We start from the raw sequence: 24077 nt of genomic DNA, 5'->3' as shown, positions 1-24077 counted from the left end.
GAGACGAATACAATTTTATAATATTGTTATTATAAACAATTAAATACCTGCAACCTCCTTTATAGTAGCAATCATATCATTTGCGATTTGATCTGCGTTTTCTTGTGTGCTTGCTTCTGTATAGATACGGATAATAGGTTCTGTATTTGATTTACGTAAATGTACCCAGTGGTTTTCAAAATCTACTTTTACACCGTCTACCGTTGATACATCTTCATTTGCATATTTTGCAGCCATTTTTTCTAGTAAAGCATCTACATCAAGCTCTGGAGTAAGCTGGATTTTTTGCTTACTCATAAAATATGGAGGATAACTAGCTTTAAGTTCGCTCACGGTAATTTTAAGCTTCGCAAGGTGTGTTAAAAACAATGCAGTTCCCACTAAGCTATCACGACCGTAATGCGATGCTGGATAGATGATTCCGCCGTTTCCTTCTCCTCCTATTACAGCGTGTTGGTCTTTCATAGTTTGCACTACGTTTACCTCTCCTACAGCACTTGCAAAGTATTCTCCGCCATGTTTTCTTGTAATATCACGTAATGCACGAGAAGAAGATAAATTTGAAACCGTATTTCCTTTAGTCTCTCCTAGCACGTAATCTGCACAAGCAACAAGCGTATACTCTTCTCCAAACATTTCACCCTTCTCATCTATAAAAGCAAGACGGTCTACATCTGGATCTACTACGACACCAAAATCTGCACGCTCATCTACTACCATTTTACAGATATCACCTAGGTGTTCTTTTAGTGGCTCAGGGTTGTGAGGGAATTCTCCATTAGGTGTACAATATAATTTTACTGCCTCTACTCCTAATTCTTCTAGAAGTCTTGGTATTGCGATACCTCCGGTAGAGTTTACACCATCTACTACGACTTTAAATTTGGCAGCCTTAATAGCATCTACATCTACAAGTTCTAGCGCCTTTACTTCTTCAATATGCAAATCGATGTAAGCATCATTTTTTGTGATAGCACCTAGATCATCTACTTCAGCAAAAGTGAAGTCTTCATTTTCTGCATACTTAAGGATCTTCTCTCCCTCTACTCCGTTTAAGAATTCTCCTTTGCTATTTAATAACTTTAAAGCATTCCACTGTTTTGGATTGTGAGAAGCCGTGAGTATGATTCCACCGTCTGCATGTTCCATAGGTACGGCGATTTCTACGGTAGGCGTGGTAGAAAGTCCTAAATCTATAATATGAATCCCCATACCTATTAAGGTGTTCATCACAAGTTCTTGTATCATTGATCCAGAGATACGAGCATCACGCCCTACTACTACTCTATAGGTTTCTTTGTTACGGTCATTCTTGAGCCAGGCCCCATATGCTGCAGCAAATTTAACCGCATCTACTGGTGTTAAGTTATCTCCTGTGCGTCCTCCTATGGTTCCGCGTATTCCTGAAATGGATTTTATTAGTGTCATAAATTATGATATTCTGAGATTAGGTGTTAGTTGATTGATGACGCAAAAGTAAAGAATTGAACTCGATAGCACTTATGACGCAATTTAAATTATGTTTAAGTTTTTTTGCTTTCGCGAAAGCGTAACTATCGCAACATTGATTTTTTAAGTATTATTTGCCCCATTACCATTGATAATACAACTTGCAACGACTATCTTGTTCTCTATATGAACTTCCTTGCACACATTTACCTTACAGACGGATTACCACAAGAAACCATAGGAAACTTTATGGCAGATGGTATTAAGGGTAAAAAGTACCTCAAATACTCAGATGATATCCAGAAAGGGATTTTAATACACCGCTGGATAGATAGTTATACAGACAGTCACCCTATTGTAAAACAAAGTACAAAGCGGCTTCATGAGAAATATGGACATTACTCTGGTGTGATAGTAGATATTCTATACGATCACTTTCTTGCCAAAAACTGGAAGAACTATCACGACACGCCTTTAGACATATACATCGCAGATTTTTATCAATTACTTGAGGATAATCACCATCTGCTCACGAGCCGAATTCAGAAAATGATGATTCCGATGATGGAACAAAACTGGTTACTTAGTTATGCGACTATGGAAGGAATAGGCACAGTGCTCTATAATATGAATATACGCACAAAACGCCGCGTAGCGATGGATAAGGCTATAGAAGACCTAGCAGAACATTATGAGGCCTTTGAAGATGAATTTACACGGTTTTTTGAGGAGCTACAGGCATTTGTTGCATTAAAACTCAAAGAACTATAAGTTTGATATATTTACGTTAGAAAATACAACCACATGAAAAAAATACTATTACTCCTCTCTCCTATCTTATTTATAACGTGCAAGACAGAAACGTCTACTCCTGAGCCCATACATGGATTAATTGCACAAAAAGCAATGGTAGTTTCTGCTCGAGAAGAAGCCTCACGCATAGGATCAGAAATTATGGAGCAAGGCGGTAATGTTTTTGACGCCATGATTGCAACAGATATGGCGCTTAACGTGGCATATCCTTTTGCAGGAAGTCTAGGTGGTGGTGGTTTTCTAGTATATCGTACTAAGGATGGCGAGATAGGCGCACTTGATTATAGAGAGATGGCTCCCGCAGCCGCTACGCACGATATGTACCTTGATGAAGATGGTAATGTAATTCCTAACCTAAGCACAGAGGGAAGCCTTGCTGTGGGTGTTCCTGGAGGTCTTGCGGGTATGTTTGCCGTACACGAGAAGTTTGGTTCTTTACCTATGTCTCAAATTTTACAACCGGTCATTGATCTTGCTCGTAATGGATATGTGGTAACTGAGAGTCAAGCAAAACGATTTGACGCATTGCGCGAGAAGTTTATCGAGCTTAATGGAGATAGTATTTTATATGCAAACGCTTTCGCGAAAATGTCTACTCTCAAAAATGAAGCTCTTGCAAAAACACTAGAGCGTATTGTCGCAAATGGTAAAGATGAATTTTACAAAGGAGAAACTGGACAGAAGCTAGTGAACTACCTACAATCAAAAGGTGGAATTATAACGATGGAAGATCTTGCTGCTTACGAAGCAAAATGGCGTACTCCCGTAACTTTTGAATATGATAACTTAAGAATTATCTCCATGAGTCCTCCCAGTTCTGGTGGTGTATGCTTATCTGAAATCATGCAAATGATTGAACCATATGACATCTCACAATATGGACATAATACGTTAGAGAGCATACAGCTACTTACCGAAGCCGAGCGACGAGCCTATGCAGATCGTAGCTTTTATCTAGGAGATCCAGACTTTGTTGAAATTCCGCTGGAAACATTACTGTCTGACGAGTATGCAAAAAATAGAATGGATACTTTTTCTTGGGATATTGCCACAAAGTCAAGTGACATGAGCCATGGGAAGTTACCAGGCTATGAAAGTATGGAAACCACGCACTACAGTGCTATAGATCAGTACGGTAATGCAATTGCTGTGACAACCACGCTTAACGGTGCTTATGGATCAAAATTATATGTAGACGAGATAGGTTTCTTTTTAAATAATGAAATGGATGATTTTTCTAGCAAACCTGGAGTTCCTAATATGTTTGGCCTCATAGGTGCCGAGGCAAATAAGATTGAACCAGGGAAGCGTATGCTATCAAGTATGACTCCTACACTAGTAGAAAAAGATGGAGAATTCTGGATGACCGTAGGAACTCCGGGAGGATCAACAATAATTACTTCTGTATTACAAACGGTTCTTAACGTTCATGAATATGGAATGACTATGCAAGAAGCGGTAAATGCACCACGCTTTCACCATCAGTGGTTACCAGATGTTGTATTATTTGAACCAAATAGTTTTGATGCTGAAACTATAAAAGGATTACAAGAAAAAGGATACAACACAAATGAAGAACAATCTCCAGTTATCGGAAAAGTAGACGGTATTTTAGTGCTTCCTGACGGCACATTAGAAGGTGGCGCAGATAGACGTGGAGATGATACTGCGGTAGGGTTCTAAATAGCTTCACGAGTATAACACCCAATTTTATAATAACTTTAAGAATACAGTAAATACTATAGTTGATTATAGAACGTTATCATCGTTTTAACAGTAAAGGTTGCTATCTTTGGCAGCCTTTTTGTATACTATAAGAAACCTTTAAAAAAACATATATTTATGAAATACATTGCGCTTTTTATGTGCTCCTTCCTTGCCTCAGTGATGACGGCACAAAATCTTCCACTAGCGGTAAGTGATGTCGCTCCACTAGAGACACACTCTAGTCCTATTCTTCAAGAACTACTTTCTCAAGAAATAGCAAAGAATCCTAAATGGAAGAGCATGGTCAAAGCAAATAAAATGTCTATAGGTATTGTAGATATGAGTAATGTAGATAGAATAGAATATGCAGGATTAAACGATGAGTTTATGATGTATGCAGCTAGTCTACCTAAAATTGCAATTTTACTTGCAGCTATGGATGCTATAGAAAATGGCGAGCTTAAAGATTCTAAAGAAGTGCGCAAGGATATGCATCTTATGATTAGTAAATCAAATAATGCTGCATCTACACGTATGATAGACCGTGTAGGTTATGAAAAAATAGAACAAGTACTACGTAGCGATCAGCTTAAACTTTATGATGAAGAAGTAGGTGGTGGTTTATGGGTAGGAAAAAGATATGCTGCAGGCGGGAGACGCCATCCAGAACCTATGAAAGGTCTTAGCCATGCTGCGACTGCAAGACAAGTATGTAGCTTCTATTACCAACTTGCGATGGGAAATCTTATCAACCCAGCAAGATCTTTAGAAATGCTTAAAATCATGAAAGATCCTGCATTACACCACAAGTTTGTAAATACACTGGATAAAATTGCTCCAAAAGCTGACATCTATAGAAAGTCCGGATCATGGAAAAACTGGCACTCAGATTCTGTGTTAGTATGGGGACCTGAGCGTAAATATATTTTGGTTGCTCTTATAGATGATTCTCAAGGAGAGCAGATTGTTAGAGATTTAGTAATTCCTTTAGAAAAAGCAATGAAAAAATCACGAGCTTTAGCATTCAACTAGAGTGTCTCACAATCCAAACATAATTAATGATAAAAAGACTTTATAAAAAAGCCTTTGATATAAGAGATGGTGAAATCACCATCTCTTTTTTTATGCAACTGTACATCTTTTTGGTGATTACAGTATTGCTCATTGTTAAGCCTACAGTAAATGCACTTTTCCTCTCTGCCCTAGGTGCAGAAAAATTACCCTATGGGTATCTCATGGTTGCCGTGGTAGCCATCATTAGTTCGTTTTTTTATAACAAAGCGCTTAAACAATATTCTTTTAAGAGGGTTGCGACAATCACACTCTCTGCTTTTTGTCTATTTTTCATTATTCTCTCTATAGCGCTACACTTCAAATTTCTTGAAGTTTGGGTGCTTTATCTCTATTATGTTCTCATATCGCTTTTTGCAGTTGTAGTAACGTCACAGTTCTGGATACTGGCAAACATGGTGTACAATGCTAGAGAAGCAAAGCGCTTATTTGGTTTTATAGGTGCTGGTGCTATTGCTGGAGGTATTTTTGGAGGATACTTGACAACGCTTATTTCTGCAATGTTCGGGAATAAGGTTTCTATTCTCATAGCAGGTATTCTTATTCTCTCATGTGTTCCCATTTTACACCACATATGGAATTTAAGGCTTCGTACGCTTACCGTATATTCTAGAAAGAAAGAGGTTCATCAAGCAACTTCGCCAGACCGCAATGCGTACCAACTCATATCAAAATCAAAGCATTTACTATACCTCGCGTCTATAATTGGTGTAAGTGTCGTTGTTGCTAAGCTCGTAGATTTTCAATTCAGTGATTTTGCGCATAGAGCATTGCCAGATTCAGATGAGTTAGCTTCGTTTTTGGGTTTTTGGTTCTCTTCATTTAATGTCGTTGCACTATTAATTCAGCTGTTTATCACAAACAGAGTGCTCAGTTATCTTGGGGTAACCTCAACCATGCTCATCCTTCCATTAGGGATTGCTTTGGGATCACTCCTATTTCTTACGGTACCTGAGCTTTGGGTACTTATCATTATCAAAGGATTAGATGGTAGCTTCAAACAATCAATAAACAAAGCAGCTGCCGAGCTTTCTATTTTACCCATACCCTACGCAATAAAAAATCAAGCTAAATCATTTATAGACATCGTAGTAGACAGTGTTGCTACAGGTCTTGCAGGATTTTTGCTCATTTTTGTTATAAAAGGAATGGAGCTGGATACTAAGTTTGTGACAGTACTCACACTCTTTTTTCTATTTGTTTGGCTCATTTTAATTTACAAACTAAGGGATGCTTATTTTGACTCTTTCAGAACTAACTTAAAGAGCTTACTTCTCAACAAGGAGAGTTCTAAAAAGACATTCCAAGAAGATAGAACAATCTCTACCGCGAGACGTATTTTACAAACTGGTGAAGAACAAGAAATACTTACGCTCCTTACGAGGTTATCTACTACAAAACTCAATCCTCTTAAGTCACATATTGTAAAACTTCTCGATCACCCTTCTAACGCTGTAAAAAAAGCAGCTTTAGAAGAATTATATATATACAAAGAAGGAACAGCGCTAGCTAAGGTAAAAACACTGCTCTCTAACGAAGATGATGCGCTCACACTTGCTGTATTACAATACTTATTGCATCATACCCAATTAGAAGACGACAGCGTCTTTAACGAATACCTCAACCACCCTAATCAAAGAATATCAAAAGCTGCATTACTTTGTCTTGCACAAGATGCGCGCACTAATGATCGCCTTGCAACGCGATTTGACTTAAGAAATCGTATTGCCAAAGAAATCGAGAGATTAGGAACTCCCGAAGGATTAGAAAATCAAAAAGAAACATCAGAATTACTGCTAACGATTGCATACTCTGGGATGAAAGAATTTTATTATTTCATCTCTATTCATTTTAGTAACAAGCAACGTTCTGTTGCTAGAAAAGCCATTCAAGCTGCAGGTATCACTACAGATCCATTATTTGTAGGACACCTACTGCAATACTTAGAGGATAAAGACTTACGTAAGACTGCTATAAAAAGTTTAACTCAGTACGGACCAGAAATTACCAAAACCCTGCTTCAGTTAGAAAGTGAGGATGCTTTTAGCCTTGACATAAAAAGAAATCTACCTAAGGTCATTGCAACTTTTAATTCTCAGAATGCAGTACGCATTTTATATAAATTTCTAGCTAGTAATAATCTTATCGTACGCAAGAATGCCTCAAAATCATTGTTGAAATTAAGCACGCAAAATCCTTCTCTAATAATAGATAAGCGACGCATAACAAGATACATCCTAACGGAAAGCAACTATTATCAAAGCACCATAAATGCCCTTTCAACCTTTATAAAGCTTGTAAATACGACTTCCCTAAGCGAAGACATAAACGGAAAGGAAACAGAAATCTTACTCGCACGCGAGGCAATTGTAATGATTTTAAGAGAACAAGTAGATTTGAGTCTGAATAGTATTTTTACTTTACTGAGCATACGCTATAACCAAGACGACATTACAGCTGCTTTTCTAGGCTTAAAAAGTGATGATGATAATGCAAAAGTGAACGCTATCGAATTTTTAGATAACCTACTTCACATTAAACTTAAGAATAAGATCTTACCGCTGCTAGAGTACAATATTATTGAAACAGAAGGAGCAGATACAGCACACTTTGAAATAGAAGATCAGTCAGAATTTCAAACTATTCGTAATTTAATAAGAAACCGAAGCAGGCAAATGAATATCGCCATGCTACATCTTATAGAAATCTTAGAGGATGCGAGATACATTCCCATCACACAATCTTTTACTAAACATAGAAACAAAGGCATAAGCAAGCTAGCAACGAGAGTTCTACAAGGTCTTAAAAGCTCTCAGAAAGCTAACAAATAATATAAAAAATGCCCATTAGATGAGTTCTAATGGGCATTTTTAAAGGTATTAATTAATTGTGATGACTAGGATGGATTCACCACCTCATCAATACTACTTGCTAGATACATGTGAGCTCCAGCAGAGTTTTTATTAAGCACATTGGTCATTAAGCAAACTATGTACTTCTTTCCATTAGGTTGCTCTACAATGATTACAGAGTTCATATAGTTATATACATTTCCGGCATAATCCTTACATCCTGGGTCTTTACTGCGATCACATTTATAAAATGATCCAGATTTAAAAAACACAGCGGCATCATCAAGTCTATTAGATTGTGCATAACGTATTCTTCTATCTGTCATATATAATAAACGCTTCATCTCTAGTGAGCTTTCTTCATCTATTACGTTTCCTTGCTCTAAGGCTACTAGAAACTTCATGAGTCCTTTAGGAGTTCCTATACTTCCACCTTCACGACCTACATACTTTCCAGCAGGTCTTGTAAACATCCCTCCTAGTCTCCAGTCATCTTCTGTTATCCCCAGCTCTCTTAGTGGCTGATTTACAACTCTGTTTGCTTGGCTGGTAAGAGAGTCTCTATCTGTCTCTATAAAGTAATTTTCAGACTCTTCTTCTGTTAATTCTGCATAATCTCTTCCAAAAGCGTCTAGTAACATCGTTTCTCTATATAATACACTTGCAGCTCCGTTGTTACTTACAGACACCATATGATCTGCCCACTCGTATAATGAAAACTCATCACTTGCCACTACTTGGCGTTTTGTAAGCTTATCCTTTTCAATATCATAAATTGGAATGGTGTGGTGATCTCCTGTACCCCAGTAACGTGCTTTCACTCGTTTATTACACATAAGTCCTGTACGTAGTGCAAAATCATCTGGATAGGTCTCTGCAAGCTCATTAAAAAAACCGTTTAGTACGGCAATTTTACCCACACTTCCTGGCTGGTAACCAGCATTCTCTCTATGGGCTGCATATTTCAAGTTTTCTGGATTGCTCATATCAAGAACTGCAAGGGAGTAGTTTCCGCCTGGAGTGATTCTTGCAATAGCGCGCGCAAATTCTGGATCTTCAACGAGAAGTGCACCAAGAGAATCTTGCTTTCGCGAAAGCAAATTCAACTTAATATCATTTAATTTTAAATAAGCTCCATTAGGAATACGCTTATTAGTAATGCTATCTTTCTCCATTTTTTGAAGACGATACAATCTTTTGATTCCAGTGCTGTCATATCCATCTATTGGATAAATCATCGTGGCAACAAGTGTGGATAATGCAATAAATGTAAATGTGATAAATGTCTTCATTAGTTTATTGGTGCGTCTAAGGTTATTAAAAAGTCTTCATTAATTACTGGCGATATAGATTCTAAATATTCAGAAGTCTTTGCCGTTTTATTCTCTACAAAAGGTCTAATCTGGAATAACCACAATTTGTCATTCTCAAATCCTAACTCAACATCATAAGCTCCATCATAAGTAGATCCTGTCATTTCTGGAAGGCGCGTTCTTATAGACTGAGCTATTGCACGTATATCATTTATGTTTTTCTCGTTGAGTATTTGCCTATCAAAGGTGGCTATGTTCTTCTTCACACCTCCCGTTGCCGGTAAGCGTATATAATCTGCTTGACGTGCAGGAGAAAGTAACCTGCTGCCTGTTGCTGTTACAAGTCTAGTTTCGGCAGCTTGGCCATCTACTGCTCCTCCTGCACCACGGCTAAAGGCGATTGTAAGATCCTCATCTGTCCCTTGATTAATTCCTTTGGTAATCATCACTCCACTATAATCCACATCTACAGATGGTATAATTAAAATGGATGGAAATACATTTTCTGGATTACTCAGATATTGCTGGCGCCATTTAAAGCTACGCTCTGTGTATGGAGAAGCCCAAACGTCTTTAATTCCTTTTAAGATTTTGTCCTCATCTAAGATATTAAAGAGCGTCAGGTTCAATCCTGCGCCTGTAAACTCTTCAAGGTCTTCCATATTTGTATCACTACGTAAGAACACAGGCGTTTTACCGATAGGTGATTTAAATACTTTCTGGAAATCTGCTCGCAAACTATTCACAAATGATGGCTTAAGTGTCATTAAATTGATAGCATCACGCAACCTCTTCAACTCTTCCAGTTGGAAGGTCTCTATCTCTTTTGACGATGCGCCAGAGGTTTTCATGTCTTCCGCTTTCGCGAAAGCGTTATTTAAAAAATCCCAGTAAGAACCATCATAATCGGTCATTTTTTGGTCCATGTGATCTTTAAATATTCCAAAAGGAATCACAAGACCTTCTACCACCTGCTCTGGAAACATCTTTTTAAGCTGACCAAGATTTGCCGCCTTAGGACCTACAAGTTTTCCAGATGCACTTGCATCAAGATCTCGCATGTTTATAATATCTTTTTTATCAAGCTGAATTTTTTCTACAGGAACGGTCACTTGGCTAGTAGAACGTTGCTTCTTTGTAAATAACTCACGTTCCTCATCTGTAATATCGTCCTCGCCTTTTATGATAACGCTTCCCTTGTTTGAAACGGCATAAAACACGTTCTTACCACTATACTTACTCAAATCTTGTAGATTTTCTTGTGATAATGCAGCATTAGGAATACCTAAATTTCTAGCTAGTAATTGTACGTGAGAAACAAGATTACCTTCTGACACGGTCATAATACCAGCTACTGGCTTTAAGTCTGATGGTGGTTTTTCAAAAACGTAAATTTTCTCCGTATCAACCTCCACACCTTCTGGAGATCCTTCTATAACCACAAGCTCACCGTATGCATAACCTGGGTTTAATCCTCGTACAGAAGATTGTCCATCTATATCCATCACCTTGTTTTCAAGTCCTGAATGCTTTGCTATAAAAGCTCCTAACGTACTTACACTCTCTCCTAAGTCAAGAGCAACAGACGAGCGTACACGATCATCTATGAAGCCATATGCCTTAGGTTCAAACTGCGCATAGGTATCAACAATTTCTTGATAGTTTGCTTTTACCTGAGAGGCGCTCCACTCTACAAGTCCTCTTGATGTGGCAAGAAAATCGTTCAGTTGGGCTACGCTTTTATCGTTATGATAACTATCGGCAATTAGATAAGGCTCTACCGCTGCCCACTCATTCATTTCTATAAGTCCTGTTCCCGTTGCGGCATAACCCAACGTCTGAATCTTATATAGTAAACTCTTGAGTGTCTCTGGTTTCCATTCTTGTGTTTTTATTAAAAGTATATCTTCAAGTTCGTTAGAGAGATCAAGCATAGTGAGCTTATCACTCCCTATATCTAAAGTTTCTATCTCTTGGCGAATTAAGCACAAAATGTCTGCAATTTCTGGCACTAATATCTCAGGAGAGGCGTCACGCTCGCTGTTTGCAAGAAAGCTTGTTATACGTTCCGTGAGCTCATTTTTTACAGAAACACGATTTACTTGTGCTTGTAATTCCTTAAAGTTAATAGGTGCATAAAAAGCAGCCATTGTTTTTTCTAAATCATCAAACTGAGATTTCAATTTATCAGAAAGATTGCCTTTATGCTTTGCTCTAAATTCTTGTACCATCTGGATATCACTCACGCTAGGTTTACCATGTATCTTAATACGAGCATCCATAAACTTAGGATAATCTTCGGCTAGGATTTTTGATTCGCTACGCATACGTTGTGCAATGTTACTATCACCATCGTGTGGTATATCTCGCAATGTTTGACGCAGTAAATAGTAATTCTGTCTTAGTCTCGTATCGCTACGCAGTAGCCACTCATAAAAGTCGATACCCCATGCTTCTTCATCTTCAGATTGTACAGCTCCTCTATAAAATTGAGATTTGCGCTGCACCCATCCATCATCTACACTCCCTAAGTAGCGAGCAAGTTGATATTGTTTAATGCGGCTATGGTCGTTTGCCACATCCCAAAAAAGTTCTTTATCTGTATTTGCAAGAATGTCTGCTACATATATATGGTGCTTTTTACCTAGTGCGATAAGATCATCACTGTAACTAGCATGTTGTACTCCACCACCTATGTCATCTGGACAAGGGTCACGTGCTTCGCGCCGTGTACCATCTTTGCAAAACCATTCAATCTTTTTGTAAGGACCACGAGCATTTTCTTTAAATGTTTCAATACTCTTTTTTATAGATGCAACAGGAAGGTCCTGCGCATACATTGCACTTGCTATACAAATAGTAAGAATTGTAAGCAATAACTGGGTAATTTTCAACATGTAGTAATGTTTGATTTGATTGTTTGGACTAATATAGGTTAGTCCAAATTTGATTGACTAGAGATTAACGTAAATCTAAGTGATAATTAACTTAATAATAACGATTATAGCCTACAGCAAGCCTATTTGGTAGCCAGACACCTACGGTAAATTTATAGGCTTGAATTACCAATGATATGAAGTGTTACGCTTTCGCGAAAGCGTACTTAGCTATCTCGCTATTGTAAAAATAAACTCTGTAAATTTCCCAAGCTCCGACTTTACTTTTATTGTACCGCCAAGGTTATTTACAAGTTTCTGCACAGTAGAAAGTCCAATTCCATGACCGCGTTCTCCATTTTTGTCTAAATGTCCTACGGTACTAAATAATGTAAAAATACTATCTACCTTATCCTCTTCTATACCACGACCATTGTCTCTTATAGAAAATTCAAAATGCTTGGACGTTTGGGTGGCCTTGATATCTATTACCGTATGCTTCTTATCATTATACTTAAGACTGTTCCCTATAAGGTTTAAGAAAATCTGGTCAAGTGCAGACCTATTGCAATGCAACTCTATATTATTTTCTGGGAAATGAACGTCGCACTCATAATTGATATTGAGAAGATCTACAAGATCCTCAAGCATATCATTAAGCATAAACTCATGCACATCATCCTTATCATAAGCGGTACTCTCATAATGCGTAAGAATGTTAGTGATATACTTACTCATAGACATAGATGACTTTTTAAGATAACTTAAATAGTTTTTACCTTTTTCATCTATCTCGTCATTATATTTTTTCTTTAAAATATCTGATGTCAATATGAGATTTGCTAGTGGCATTTTAAGATCGTGAGATACGGTCCCTGCAAAATCTTGTAGTAAAGAATTATGCTTAGTGAGGTTCTCCTTGGCAGCTCTTAGCTTAGCATTTACAGATCGTAATTCAAAAAGACGTTCTACCTGCTTACCTAAGGTAATGAGTGCTTCTCGTTGTTCTTGATTAAGTTTATTAGGCTTATGATCAATCACACATAATGATCCTACAGCCATCTTGTTCTTAGTACGCAATGGAATTCCAGCATAGAATATAACTGGCGCGTCGCCCTTAGTAAGTGGGTTGTTTACAAACCTCAAATCCTTTGTAGCGTCTGGAATCTCAAAAATCTCATTAGGTGTTAAAATCGCGTGTGCGCAGAATGAGCTATCTCGTGAGGTTTCACAAGGTGCAAACCCTACTTTAGACTTAAACCACTGTCTGTCTTCATCTACTAGAGTGACGAGGGCTACAGGCGTATTGCATATATAAGCAGCAAGTTTAGTAATGTAATCAAAGTCTGGTTCTTGAGCTGTGTCTAGAAGTTCTAGACCATGCAAAGCTTTCATGCGCTTAAACTCATTTACTGGTGTTGCTGGTACTATCATACTGGCGATACATTTTAAGAGCCGTTTTAGGGTGTTGAACAGTTCGGCTCAAGGGACAAAGATAATGGCTTACTTTTAACGTTATAGCGTTTATACAATATCATTTTGACTGTATTGAATAGCATGAGACGATATAATAACATAGAATTTACAAAAATTCTACGAACTTGAGGTATATTACAGTCAATGTATTAGCAACTACTCAAGTAAAATAAATAGTAGAAATCAATAAAATTCGCAAAAACTACTGTGCGTGCATAGTAAATTATTGTATATTTACAACGATTTCGGAATAAAACCCTATGAATGATAAAACAATAGACTACTGTTTGAGAGCCACTTGGCAAGCAGTAATGAAAATGTATAATGAACAAGCAGCAGAGTTTGATGTAACGATGGCCGTTGGTTTTGCCCTATTAAGTATAGATCCAGACCAAGGAACACCATCTACAGCATTAGGTCCTCGTATGGGTATGGAAGCTACTTCCCTATCTCGTACACTTAAGACTATGGAAGAAAAAGGCTTGATAGAACGCAAACCTAATCCAGCAGACGGACGCGGTGTTCTTATACATCTTACTCCATTTGGAAAAGAAAAAAGAGATTTCTCAAAAACAAAAGTAAAGACCTTTAATGGTGCTGTGAGAAATACTATAAGTGAAGAAAAAATCAACAACTTTTATGAAGTTATTGATACCATCAATGATTTGATTCAAAATAGAAAAGTTTTTAACCAAAAAGAAACCTTAGTAAAATAATGGCAAAACGTAGAATAAAGAAAGTAGCCGTCATCGGTAGCGGAATTATGGGAAGCGGTATCGCTTGTCATTTTGCAAATATCGGTGTAGATGTACTCTTACTAGACATCGTACCTAGAGAACTCAATGCTAAAGAGCAAGCAAAAGGTCTTACACTTGAAGATAAAGTAGTTCGTAACCGCATGGTAAACGATGCACTTACTACTGCTTTAAAAAGTAAGCCTTCTCCTATTTACAACCAGTCTTTTGCAAGTAGAATCACCACAGGAAACCTTGAGGATGATATTGCAAAAGTGAAGGATGTAGACTGGATTATAGAAGTAGTTGTAGAAAGACTTGACATTAAAAAGCAAGTTTTTGAAAACTTAGAAAAACACAGAACTCCTGGTACACTTATTACTTCAAACACATCTGGTATTCCTATCCAGTTTATGTCTGAAGGTCGTAGTGAAGACTTCCAGAAGCACTTCTGTGGGACACACTTCTTTAATCCTGCGCGTTACCTGAAATTATTTGAAATCATCCCTGGACCAAAAACAGACCAGAGTGTACTTGATTTCTTAAATAACTACGGTGAGCAATTTTTAGGAAAAACATCTGTAGTAGCAAAAGATACTCCAGCGTTTATAGGTAACCGTATCGGTATCTTCTCTATCATGTCATTATTCCATACCGTTAAGGAAATGGGAATGACGGTTGAGGAAGTAGATAAACTTACGGGACCAGTAATAGGTCGTCCTAAGTCGGCTACTTTCCGTACGGTAGATGTTGTAGGTCTTGATACGCTTGTACATGTTGCAAACGGTATTGCAGAGAACTGCCCTAAGGACGAAAGAAAAGAATTATTTGCCTTACCAGGTTTCATCAGCACTATGATGGAAAATAAATGGTTAGGTTCAAAAACTGGTCAAGGATTCTATAAAAAGAATGTTGATGCGACAGGACAAAAAGAAATCCTTACGCTTGACCTAGATACTATGGATTACCGCTCTGCAAAAAGAGCAAAATTTGCAACCTTAGAGCTTACTAAAACTATCGATAATGTATACGATCGTTTTAAAGTGCTTGTGGGTGGTAAAGACAAGGCTGGTGAATTTTACCGCAAGTCTTTTGCTCACTTATTTGCATATGTACAAAATCGTATTCCAGAAATTACAGATGAGCTTTATAAGATAGATGATGCTATGAAAGCTGGTTTCGGCTGGGAGCACGGACCATTCCAAATTTGGGATGCTGTAGGTGTAGAAAAAGGTATCGAACTAATGAAAGCAGAAGGTCTTGAGGTTGCCTCTTGGGTAACAGATATGACTGCTGCTGGAATCGAGACTTTCTATTCTGTAAAAGATGGTGCTACGCATGTATATTCCGCTTCCGCGAAAGCGCATGTAAAAAAACCTGGTCAAGATTCATTTATCATTCTTGATAACATTAGAAAACAAACTGAAGTATTCTCAAACTCTGGAGTATCTGTACAAGATCTAGGAAACGGAATCTTAAATGTAGAATTCCGCTCTAAGATGAACTCTATAGGTGGTGATGTTCTTGCAGGATTAAATAAGGCTATTGATATGGCCGAAACAAACTACGACGGACTAGTAATAGGAAATCAAGGTACTAACTTCTCTGTAGGTGCAAACATTGGAATGATTTTCATGTATGCAGTAGAGCAAGAATATGATGAGCTTAACGCTGCTATAAAATATTTCCAAGATACGTGTATGCGTTTACGTTACTCTGCAATTCCAACTGTTGTTGCACCTCACGGTATGACTTTAGGTGGTGGATGTGAGATGACACTTCACGCAGACCGCGTTGTAGCTGCTGCCGAATCTTATATTGGACTCGTTGAGTTTGGTGTAGGTGTAATACCTGGTGGTGGTGGATCTAAGGAAATGGCCTTAAGAGCATCAGATAAGTTTGACAAAGGTGATGTACAATTAAATGTACTACAAGAGCACTTCCTTACTATTGGTATGGCAAAAGTCTCTACCTCTGCTCATGAAGCGTATGACCTTAACATTCTTAAGCACGGTAAAGATATCGTAGTGGTAAACCGTGATCGTCAGATTGCAACAGCTAAGGCTGTAGCACGCCAGATGGCAGATCAAGGATATACACAACCGGTAAAACGTAATGATGTACTTGTATTAGGTAAGCAAGCATTAGGAATGTTCTTAGTAGGAACAGATTCTATGGAAGCTTCTCACTACATCTCTGAGCATGATAAGAAAATCGCAAATAAACTCGCTTATGTAATGGCAGGAGGAGATCTTTCTGAACCTACAAGAGTTTCTGAGCAGTACTTATTAGACCTAGAGCGTGAGGCGTTCTTATCACTAGCGACAGAGAGAAAATCGTTAGAGCGTATCCAGCATATGTTACAGAAAGGGAAACCGTTGAGAAACTAGTTTTTCTGAATACGGATTATAGAGTATAGAATATAGACTTCTTACTCTTGTGAAATGGACAAAAGATTGTAGAGATAATGGCTAGGCATAATTTTAGAAACTTGAAGATTTGGCAATATGGTGTAACCTTTGCTAGTCAGAATTATAAGTTGACTAAAACCTTTCCAAAGTCTGAAATCTATAATCTTACAAGTCAAATGAATAGATGTTCAGTATCTATTCCATCAAATATCGCAGAAGGCTCTGCAAAATCTACTGATAAGCATTTTAAGTCTTACTTAGAAACAAGTCTTGGATCTGCTTATGAATGGGAAACACAATTAGAGATTGCTAAAATCGAAAACTATGTTTCTGAAACTGATTATAAAGAATTAAAAGATAGTATACAGCAATTGCAAAGAATGATAGGAGCATTTATTGATAGACTAAATAATTAAGTCTATACTCTATTCTCCATATTCTATAATCTTAAAAATTATGAAAACAGCATATATAGTAAAAGCATATAGAACAGCCGTTGGGAAAGCTCCCAAAGGTGTCTTCAGATTCAAGCGAGCAGATGAGCTTGCTGCAGAAACCATCCAGTATATGATGAAGGAGCTGCCAGAATTTGACAAAAAACGCATAGATGACGTAATCGTAGGAAATGCAATGCCAGAAGGATCGCAAGGTCTTAACATGGCACGTCTTATCTCATTAATGGGACTTGACGTAATTGATGTACCTGGTGTAACTGTAAACCGTTTTTGTTCTTCTGGAATAGAAACTATCGGGATGGCAGTAGCAAAGATTCAAGCAGGAATGGGCGATTGTATTATCGCTGGTGGTGCAGAGTCTATGTCTTCTGTACCTATGACAGGATTTAAACCAGAATTAAACTACGATGCCATTGTAAAAACAGGGCACGAAGATTACTACTGGGGAATGGGTAACACGGCAGAGGCTGTTGCAAATGAATTCAAGGTATCTCGTGAAGATCAAGATGAGTTTGCATACAACTCTCACATGAAAGCACTACGTGCACTGGCAGAAGATCGTTTCCAAGATCAGATTGTTCCTATTGATGTGGAGCAAACGTATATCGACGCAAATGGTAAGAAAGCTACTAGATCTTACACAGTAAATAAAGACGAAGGACCACGTGCTGGAACTAGTAAAGAGGCGCTTGCAAAGCTTAGAGCAGTATTTGCTGCTGGAGGAAGTGTTACTGCAGGTAACTCTTCACAAATGAGTGATGGTGCTGCCTTTGTAATGGTAATGAGTGAGGAAATGGTTAAGGAGTTAAACATCGAGCCTATCGCACGTATGGTAAACTATGCTGCGGCTGGTGTACCACCACGTATTATGGGAATAGGTCCTGTAGCTGCGATTCCTAAGGCATTGAAGCAAGCAGGTCTTAAGCAAAATGATATTGAGCTTATCGAGCTTAACGAGGCATTTGCATCACAATCACTTGCAGTAATTCGTGAACTCGGTCTTGATCCAAATATCATAAACGTAAACGGTGGAGCTATCGCTTTAGGTCACCCACTAGGATGTACAGGAGGAAAACTTTCGGTACAGTTATTTGACGAGATGCGTAAGCGTGATATGTCAGGTAAATACGGAATGGTAACTATGTGTGTAGGTACTGGACAAGGAGCAGCAGGAATTTACGAATTCCTTAAATAATATTATGGATGAGATCTTCTGTTAAAAGGAGCATCTCATCTATTTAAAGTTCGCTTTCGCGAAAGCGGGAAAAGAAAAATTAAATAAAGAATAACACAATTTAAACATAGAGATCAGATTTTAGAAGGATGATTACCCCCTATCTAACGTCTAAAATCTCGAATCTAATATCAAATTATGGCAACAGAAGAAACAAAAAAAGATATCCTACGCGGTGGACAATTTATCGTAAAAGAAACAGCTTGTGAAGATGTATTCACAATGGAAGATCTTGACGAAGAGCAAAGAATGATGCGCGATAGTACTAAGGAGTTTGTAGATCGTGATCTATGGGCACACTGGGAGCGTTTTGAAAAGAAAGATTATGCATACACAGAGGAAACAATGCGTACGGCTGGTGAACTTGGTTTACTAGGTGTTGCAGTACCAGAAGAGTATGGTGGATTAGGAATGGGCTTTGTATCTACAATGCTTGTTTGTGATTACATCTCTGGTGCAACTGGATCTTTTAGTACTGCCTTTGGAGCACATACAGGAATTGGTACCATGCCAATTACTTTGTATGGTAACGAAGCGCAAAAACAAAAATATGTACCTAAACTTGCTACTGGTGAGTGGTTTGGAGCTTACTGTCTTACAGAGCCAGGTGCTGGATCTGATGCAAACTCAGGAAAAACAAAAGCAGTACTTTCTGAAGATGGAAAATCTTACAAGATTTCTGGACAGAAAATGTGGATTTCAAACGCAGGTTTCTGTAACCTTTTTATCGTATTCGCAAGAATAGAAGACGATAAAAACATTACAGGATTTATCGTAGAAAATGATCCTTCTAACGGAATCACACTAGGTGACGAAGAGAAGAAATTAGGTATCCACTCTTCTTCTACACGTCAGGTATTCTTTAACGATACTGTAGTATCTGCAGAGAATATGCTTTCTGAGCGTGGTAACGGATTTAAAATTGCAATGAATGCACTTAACGTAGGTCGTATTAAACTTGCAGCTGCTTGTCTTGATGCACAACGTCGTGTAGTAAACGAAGCAGTAACGTATGCTAAGGAGCGTGTACAGTTTAAAACTCCTATCATAAACTTTGGAGCTATCAAGCAAAAGATTGCTACCATGGCAACAAACGTATATGTAGATGAGTCTGCATCATACAGAGCTGCAAAAAACATAGAGGATCGTATCGCTATGCGTCATGCAGAAGGAAACACACACCAAGAAGCAGAGCTTAAAGGTGTTGAGGAATATGCTATTGAGTGTTCTATCCTTAAAGTTGCTGTATCTGAAGATGTACAGAATACAACAGATGAAGGTATCCAAGTTTTTGGAGGAATGGGCTTTAGTGCAGATGCTCCTATGGAATCTGCTTGGAGAGATGCTCGTATCGCTCGTATCTATGAAGGTACAAACGAGATTAACCGTATGCTAGCGGTAGGAATGATGGTGAAGAAGGCAATGAAAGGTCATGTAGACTTTATGGGGCCTGCTACTGCTGTAGGTGAAGAACTTATGGGTATTCCTTCTTTTGATACACCAGATTTTTCTGAAACATTATCTGAAGAGAAAGATCTTCTTAAGCGTCTTAAGAAAGTATTCTTAATGGTAGCAGGATCTGCTGCAAAGAAATATGGAACAGAGCTAGAGAAACACCAGCAATTACTAATGGCTGCTGCAGATATCTTGATTGAAATCTATATGTCTGAGAGTGCAATCTTACGTACAGAGAAGAATATCAAACGTACAGGTCTTGAGAGCCAAGCAACGCAACTTGCAATGACTCAACTATACTTATTTAACGCAGTAGATATTATCCAGACCAAGGCTAAAGAAGCTATTATCTCTTTTGCCGAAGGTGATGAGCAACGTATGATGCTTATGGGTCTTAAGCGTTTTACAAAGTACACAAACCAGCCTAACGTAATAGGCTTACGTAACCAGATTGCTGCAGATGTGGAGCAACATGGAAAATATCGCTTTGACGCATAATATATCTTAATAAGTCACTAAAACTATGTGTAATAGATTACGTATTGAAAATGACTTAAAAGTGTTTATGTTCGCTTGCGCGAAAATTTAATTTTATCAAAGCCACTTCTCCCATTGAAGTGGCTTTTTTTGTACCCTACTACTACAACGATTTCGTAACACAACAACCTATCTTATACAATGAAAATTAAAAAAGTCCTTGTCGCCAATCGCGGGGAAATTGCTATTAGAGTACTGCGTGCCTGTACCGAACTTAATATCGCTACAGTTGCGATTTATACCTACGAAGACAGATACTCACAACATCGCAATAAAGCAGATGAGTCTTACCAAATAGGCAAGAATAATGAGCCACTCAAGCCCTACCTTGATATGGATCAGATTATTGATCTAGCCAAATCAAAAAATGTAGATGCCATTCACCCTGGATACGGTTTCTTGTCTGAAAACTCCACCTTTGCTAGAAAATGTGCCGAAAACGGTATCATTTTTATAGGTCCTAAACCTGAGGTGATGGACGCACTAGGTGATAAAATCACTGCAAAAAAAGTAGCACAAAAGTGTAATGTGCCCATAATAGAAAGTAATAAAATTGCGCTAGATACACTAGATATCGCTCTTAGCGAAGCTACAAAAATTGGCTACCCAGTGATGCTTAAAGCTGCCTCAGGTGGTGGTGGTCGTGGGATGCGCATCATCCGTAAAGAAGAAGATTTACAGCTTAGCTTTGACTCCGCTCGTAATGAAGCACTTAACTCCTTTGGTGATGACACCATGTTTCTTGAGAAATATGTAGAAGATCCTAAGCATATAGAAGTACAGATTGTAGCAGATTCTCACGGTAACATCAGACATCTGTATGAGCGTGACTGCTCTGTACAACGTAGACACCAGAAGGTGGTAGAGATGGCTCCTTCTTATGGGCTATCACAAACACTACGCGATAATCTATACAAATATGCCGTTGCCATTGCTACCGAAGTAAACTACAACAATATTGGTACTGTTGAGTTTTTGGTAGATGCAGATGATAATATTTACTTCATTGAAGTAAATCCGCGTATTCAAGTGGAGCATACGGTTACCGAGATGGTGACAGGTATTGATCTTGTAAAAACTCAGATTTTTGTAGCTGGAGGTTACGACCTATCAGACAAGCAGATTAAAATTTACGGTCAAGAATCTATAGGTACTTATGGTTTTGCAATACAGTGCCGCCTTACAACAGAAGATCCTGTAAATAACTTTACGCCAGATTATGGGAAGATTACTACCTACCGCAGTGCTTCTGGTATGGGAATCCGTCTTGATGCGGGAAGTATTTACCAAGGGTATAAAGTAAGTCCGTTTTTTGACTCTATGCTTGTCAAAATTTCTGCACATGGTAGAACGCTTGATGGCTCCATTCGTAAGATGGTTAGAGCATTAAAAGAATTTAGAATACGTGGTGTTGAGACTAACATTCACTTTCTGCAAAATGTCATCCAGACAGATACCTTTAAAAACGGAAAAACTACCGTAAACTTTATACAGAACACTCCTTCCCTATTTGACATCAAACTATCGCAAGACAGAACTTCAAAAGTGGTTCAGTTTCTTGCAGAAGTTAGTGTGAATGGAAATTCTGACGTAAAGAAAAAGGACGACTCTAAGATTTTTAGAACACCAGAAACCCCATTATACAGCCTCTCAGACCCTTTCCCGAAAGGGACCAAGGACTTACTCACAGAGTTAGGTCCAGAGGAGTTCTGTAAATGGCTCATGGCAGAAAAAAAGATACATTTTACAGATACGACCATGCGTGATGCTCACCAGTCCCTACTGGCTACACGCATGCGTTCGTATGACATGCTTAAGGTAGCTTCTAGTTTTGCAAAGAATCACCCTAACACCTTTAGTATGGAAGTTTGGGGAGGTGCAACCTTTGATGTTTGCCTGCGTTTCTTACATGAAAGTCCGTGGACACGCCTGCGCGAACTGCGTAAAGCGGTGCCTAATATTCTTTTCCAGATGCTCTTGAGAGGATCAAACGGCGTGGGATACAAGGCGTATCCAGATAACTTGATAGAGAAATTTGTCGAAAAATCTTGGGAGAATGGTGTAGATATTTTTAGAATTTTCGATTCGCTTAACTGGGTAAAAGCCATGGAACCTAGCATCCAGTACGTGCGCAACCTTACAGGAGGAATTGCCGAAGGTGCGATAAGCTACACCGGAGATATTCTTGACGTAAAGCAAACTAAGTATGATCTTAAGTATTATACCCAGCTAGCAAAAGATCTTGAAAACGCAGGAGCACACATGATTGCCATAAAAGACATGGCAGGACTCTTAAAACCGTATGCCGCAACAGAACTGGTAACAGCGCTTAAAGACACCGTAAACTTACCTATCCACTTACACACGCATGATACATCATCACTACAGACGGCTACCTATCTCAAAGCCATTGAGGCAAATGTAGATGTGGTAGATGTAGCCCTAGGCGGACTATCAGGACTTACCTCTCAACCTAACTTTAATGCGGTGGTGGAGATGATGAAATATCAAGAACGTGAGCATCCTTTTGAAATGGAAAAACTCAATCAGTTTTCAAATTTCTGGGAAGACACGCGCGAACTCTACTACCCTTTTGAGTCTGGACTCAAGGCAGGAACCGCAGAGGTTTTTGAACATGAGATTCCTGGAGGGCAGTATTCTAACCTTAGACCACAAGCAACTGCTTTAGGTCTTGGTGATCGCTTTGCCGAAGTAAAAAAGATGTATGCTGCTGTAAATAGTATGTTTGGAAACCTAGTTAAAGTAACACCTAGCTCAAAAGTAGTAGGTGATATGGCGATATTTATGGTAACTAATAACCTTACGCCAGAAGATGTGATGGAGCGTGGCGACACGATTTCCTTCCCAGAATCTGTGATTAATTTCTTTAAAGGCGATTTAGGGCAGCCAGTAGGCGGATTCCCTAAAAAATTACAGGCTATCATCTTAAAGAATAAAGACGCCTATACAGATCGCCCTAACGCGCATCTGGCTCCTGTAGATTTTGACAAGGAATATGAAACCTTTACGGCCAAATTCCAAAAAGGGTTTACACGTCCTCTAGAGATGGAAGACTTCTTATCATACATGCTCTACCCTAAGGTTTTTGAGCAAGCGCATGAAAATTACAAGAAGTATGGTAACCTAGCCCTCGTACCTACTAAGAATTTCTTTTACGGTATGGCATTAGGAGAAGAGATTCTCATTGAGCTAGAGCCTGGTAAAACTGTTATCATCAAGTTACTTTCCATTGGGATACCTAGTGATGAAGGAATGCGCACCGTGTTCTTTAAAGTAAATGGTGAAAACCGCTTTGTAGAAGTGCACGACACCTCGCTCAACATTAAGAAAGTAGAAAATCTTAAAGTAGACCCAGAAGACAGCAACCAGATAGGCGCTCCCCTACAAGGATCCCTTTATAAAGTGCTAGTCAAAAAAGGACAAGAGGTAAAAGAAAACGAACCACTATTTATCATTGAAGCCATGAAGATGGAAACCACCGTAGTCGCCTCAAAAGACGGCCGCGTAGCATCCATTACCGTAAGCGACGGCAATATGGTCTCACAAAATGACCTTATCCTCACCATTGAGTAGTACGCTGCTCAATTAATTTCTTATAAGTACGCTTTCGCGAAAGTGTAACAAACTAAAAACCACCCGAGGAATTGGGTGGTTTTTTTGTGGGTGATATTTT

Annotated in this window: 14 protein-coding genes; 10 read left to right on the top strand and 4 right to left on the bottom strand. The window is 38.5% G+C overall.

Features of this window, described 5'->3' with window-relative positions; all coding sequences use genetic code 11:
- Positions 1-39 precede the first annotated feature (39 nt).
- Positions 40-1428 (bottom strand): phosphoglucosamine mutase, encoded by a 1389-nt coding sequence (gene glmM, locus SJY37_RS11945; RefSeq protein ID WP_298324696.1) that lies wholly within the window; start codon positions 1426-1428, stop codon positions 40-42.
- A gap of 207 nt (positions 1429-1635) precedes the next feature.
- Here glmM and SJY37_RS11940 point away from each other — a divergent pair, with 207 nt between their 5' ends.
- The 4 genes from SJY37_RS11940 (at position 1636) to SJY37_RS11925 (ending at position 7871) form a co-directional block, all read left to right on the top strand.
- The gene (locus SJY37_RS11940; RefSeq protein WP_298324693.1) at positions 1636-2220 is read left to right on the top strand and encodes an acyl carrier protein phosphodiesterase; all 585 of its coding nucleotides are present in this window, start codon (positions 1636-1638) and stop codon (positions 2218-2220) included.
- Between the two features lie 33 nt (positions 2221-2253).
- Positions 2254-3945 (top strand): gamma-glutamyltransferase, encoded by a 1692-nt coding sequence (gene ggt / locus SJY37_RS11935; RefSeq protein WP_298324690.1) that lies wholly within the window; start codon positions 2254-2256, stop codon positions 3943-3945.
- Between the two features lie 159 nt (positions 3946-4104).
- A complete protein-coding gene (locus SJY37_RS11930) occupies positions 4105-5001 on the top strand; it encodes a serine hydrolase (RefSeq protein ID WP_298324686.1) in 897 nt (298 codons plus the stop codon).
- Positions 5002-5027: 26 nt separating this feature from the next.
- The gene (locus tag SJY37_RS11925; RefSeq protein WP_298324682.1) at positions 5028-7871 is read left to right on the top strand and encodes an Npt1/Npt2 family nucleotide transporter; all 2844 of its coding nucleotides are present in this window, start codon (positions 5028-5030) and stop codon (positions 7869-7871) included.
- Positions 7872-7936: 65 nt separating this feature from the next.
- Here SJY37_RS11925 and SJY37_RS11920 read toward each other — a convergent pair whose 3' ends face one another.
- From SJY37_RS11920 to SJY37_RS11910, 3 genes are all read right to left on the bottom strand, one after another.
- Complete coding sequence (locus tag SJY37_RS11920; RefSeq protein ID WP_298324679.1) at positions 7937-9184, bottom strand: serine hydrolase; 1248 nt, start codon at positions 9182-9184, stop codon at positions 7937-7939.
- The gene (locus tag SJY37_RS11915; protein WP_298324675.1) at positions 9184-12102 is read right to left on the bottom strand and encodes a PEP/pyruvate-binding domain-containing protein; all 2919 of its coding nucleotides are present in this window, start codon (positions 12100-12102) and stop codon (positions 9184-9186) included. The genes SJY37_RS11920 and SJY37_RS11915 overlap by 1 nt, the downstream gene beginning before the upstream one ends.
- 210 nt (positions 12103-12312) lie before the next feature.
- Positions 12313-13515: a GAF domain-containing sensor histidine kinase gene (locus SJY37_RS11910; protein ID WP_298324672.1), complete on the bottom strand. Its 1203-nt coding sequence runs from the start codon at positions 13513-13515 to the stop codon at positions 12313-12315.
- A 302-nt stretch (positions 13516-13817) separates the two neighbouring features.
- On the opposite strand from SJY37_RS11910, the gene SJY37_RS11905 reads away from it, so the two are divergent.
- The 6 genes from SJY37_RS11905 to SJY37_RS11880 all read left to right on the top strand — a co-directional run bounded on the left by SJY37_RS11905 (position 13818) and on the right by SJY37_RS11880 (position 23977).
- A complete protein-coding gene (locus tag SJY37_RS11905) occupies positions 13818-14273 on the top strand; it encodes a MarR family winged helix-turn-helix transcriptional regulator (protein ID WP_013752306.1) in 456 nt (151 codons plus the stop codon).
- Positions 14273-16681 carry a 3-hydroxyacyl-CoA dehydrogenase/enoyl-CoA hydratase family protein gene (locus tag SJY37_RS11900; RefSeq protein ID WP_298324665.1) on the top strand — a complete coding sequence of 803 codons (2409 nt, stop codon included), beginning with the start codon at positions 14273-14275 and terminating at the stop codon, positions 16679-16681. The genes SJY37_RS11905 and SJY37_RS11900 overlap by 1 nt, the downstream gene beginning before the upstream one ends.
- A gap of 77 nt (positions 16682-16758) precedes the next feature.
- Entirely contained in the window at positions 16759-17118 is a 360-nt protein-coding gene (locus SJY37_RS11895; RefSeq protein WP_013752308.1) for a four helix bundle protein, read from the top strand.
- 40 nt (positions 17119-17158) lie between these two features.
- On the top strand, positions 17159-18352 hold the full coding sequence (locus SJY37_RS11890; protein WP_298324660.1) for an acetyl-CoA C-acyltransferase: 1194 nt from the start codon (positions 17159-17161) through the stop codon (positions 18350-18352).
- A gap of 177 nt (positions 18353-18529) precedes the next feature.
- Positions 18530-20344 (top strand): acyl-CoA dehydrogenase family protein, encoded by a 1815-nt coding sequence (locus SJY37_RS11885; protein WP_144783846.1) that lies wholly within the window; start codon positions 18530-18532, stop codon positions 20342-20344.
- A 180-nt stretch (positions 20345-20524) separates the two neighbouring features.
- Positions 20525-23977, top strand: a complete 3453-nt coding sequence (locus SJY37_RS11880) for a pyruvate carboxylase (protein ID WP_379953124.1) — start codon at positions 20525-20527, stop codon at positions 23975-23977.
- Positions 23978-24077: the final 100 nt, after the last annotated feature.

Origin of the sequence: Dokdonia sp. R78006 (genome assembly GCF_042466145.1) — a bacterium.
Taxonomy (GTDB): domain Bacteria; phylum Bacteroidota; class Bacteroidia; order Flavobacteriales; family Flavobacteriaceae; genus Dokdonia.
This window is presented reverse-complemented; position numbering and strand designations above follow the sequence as displayed.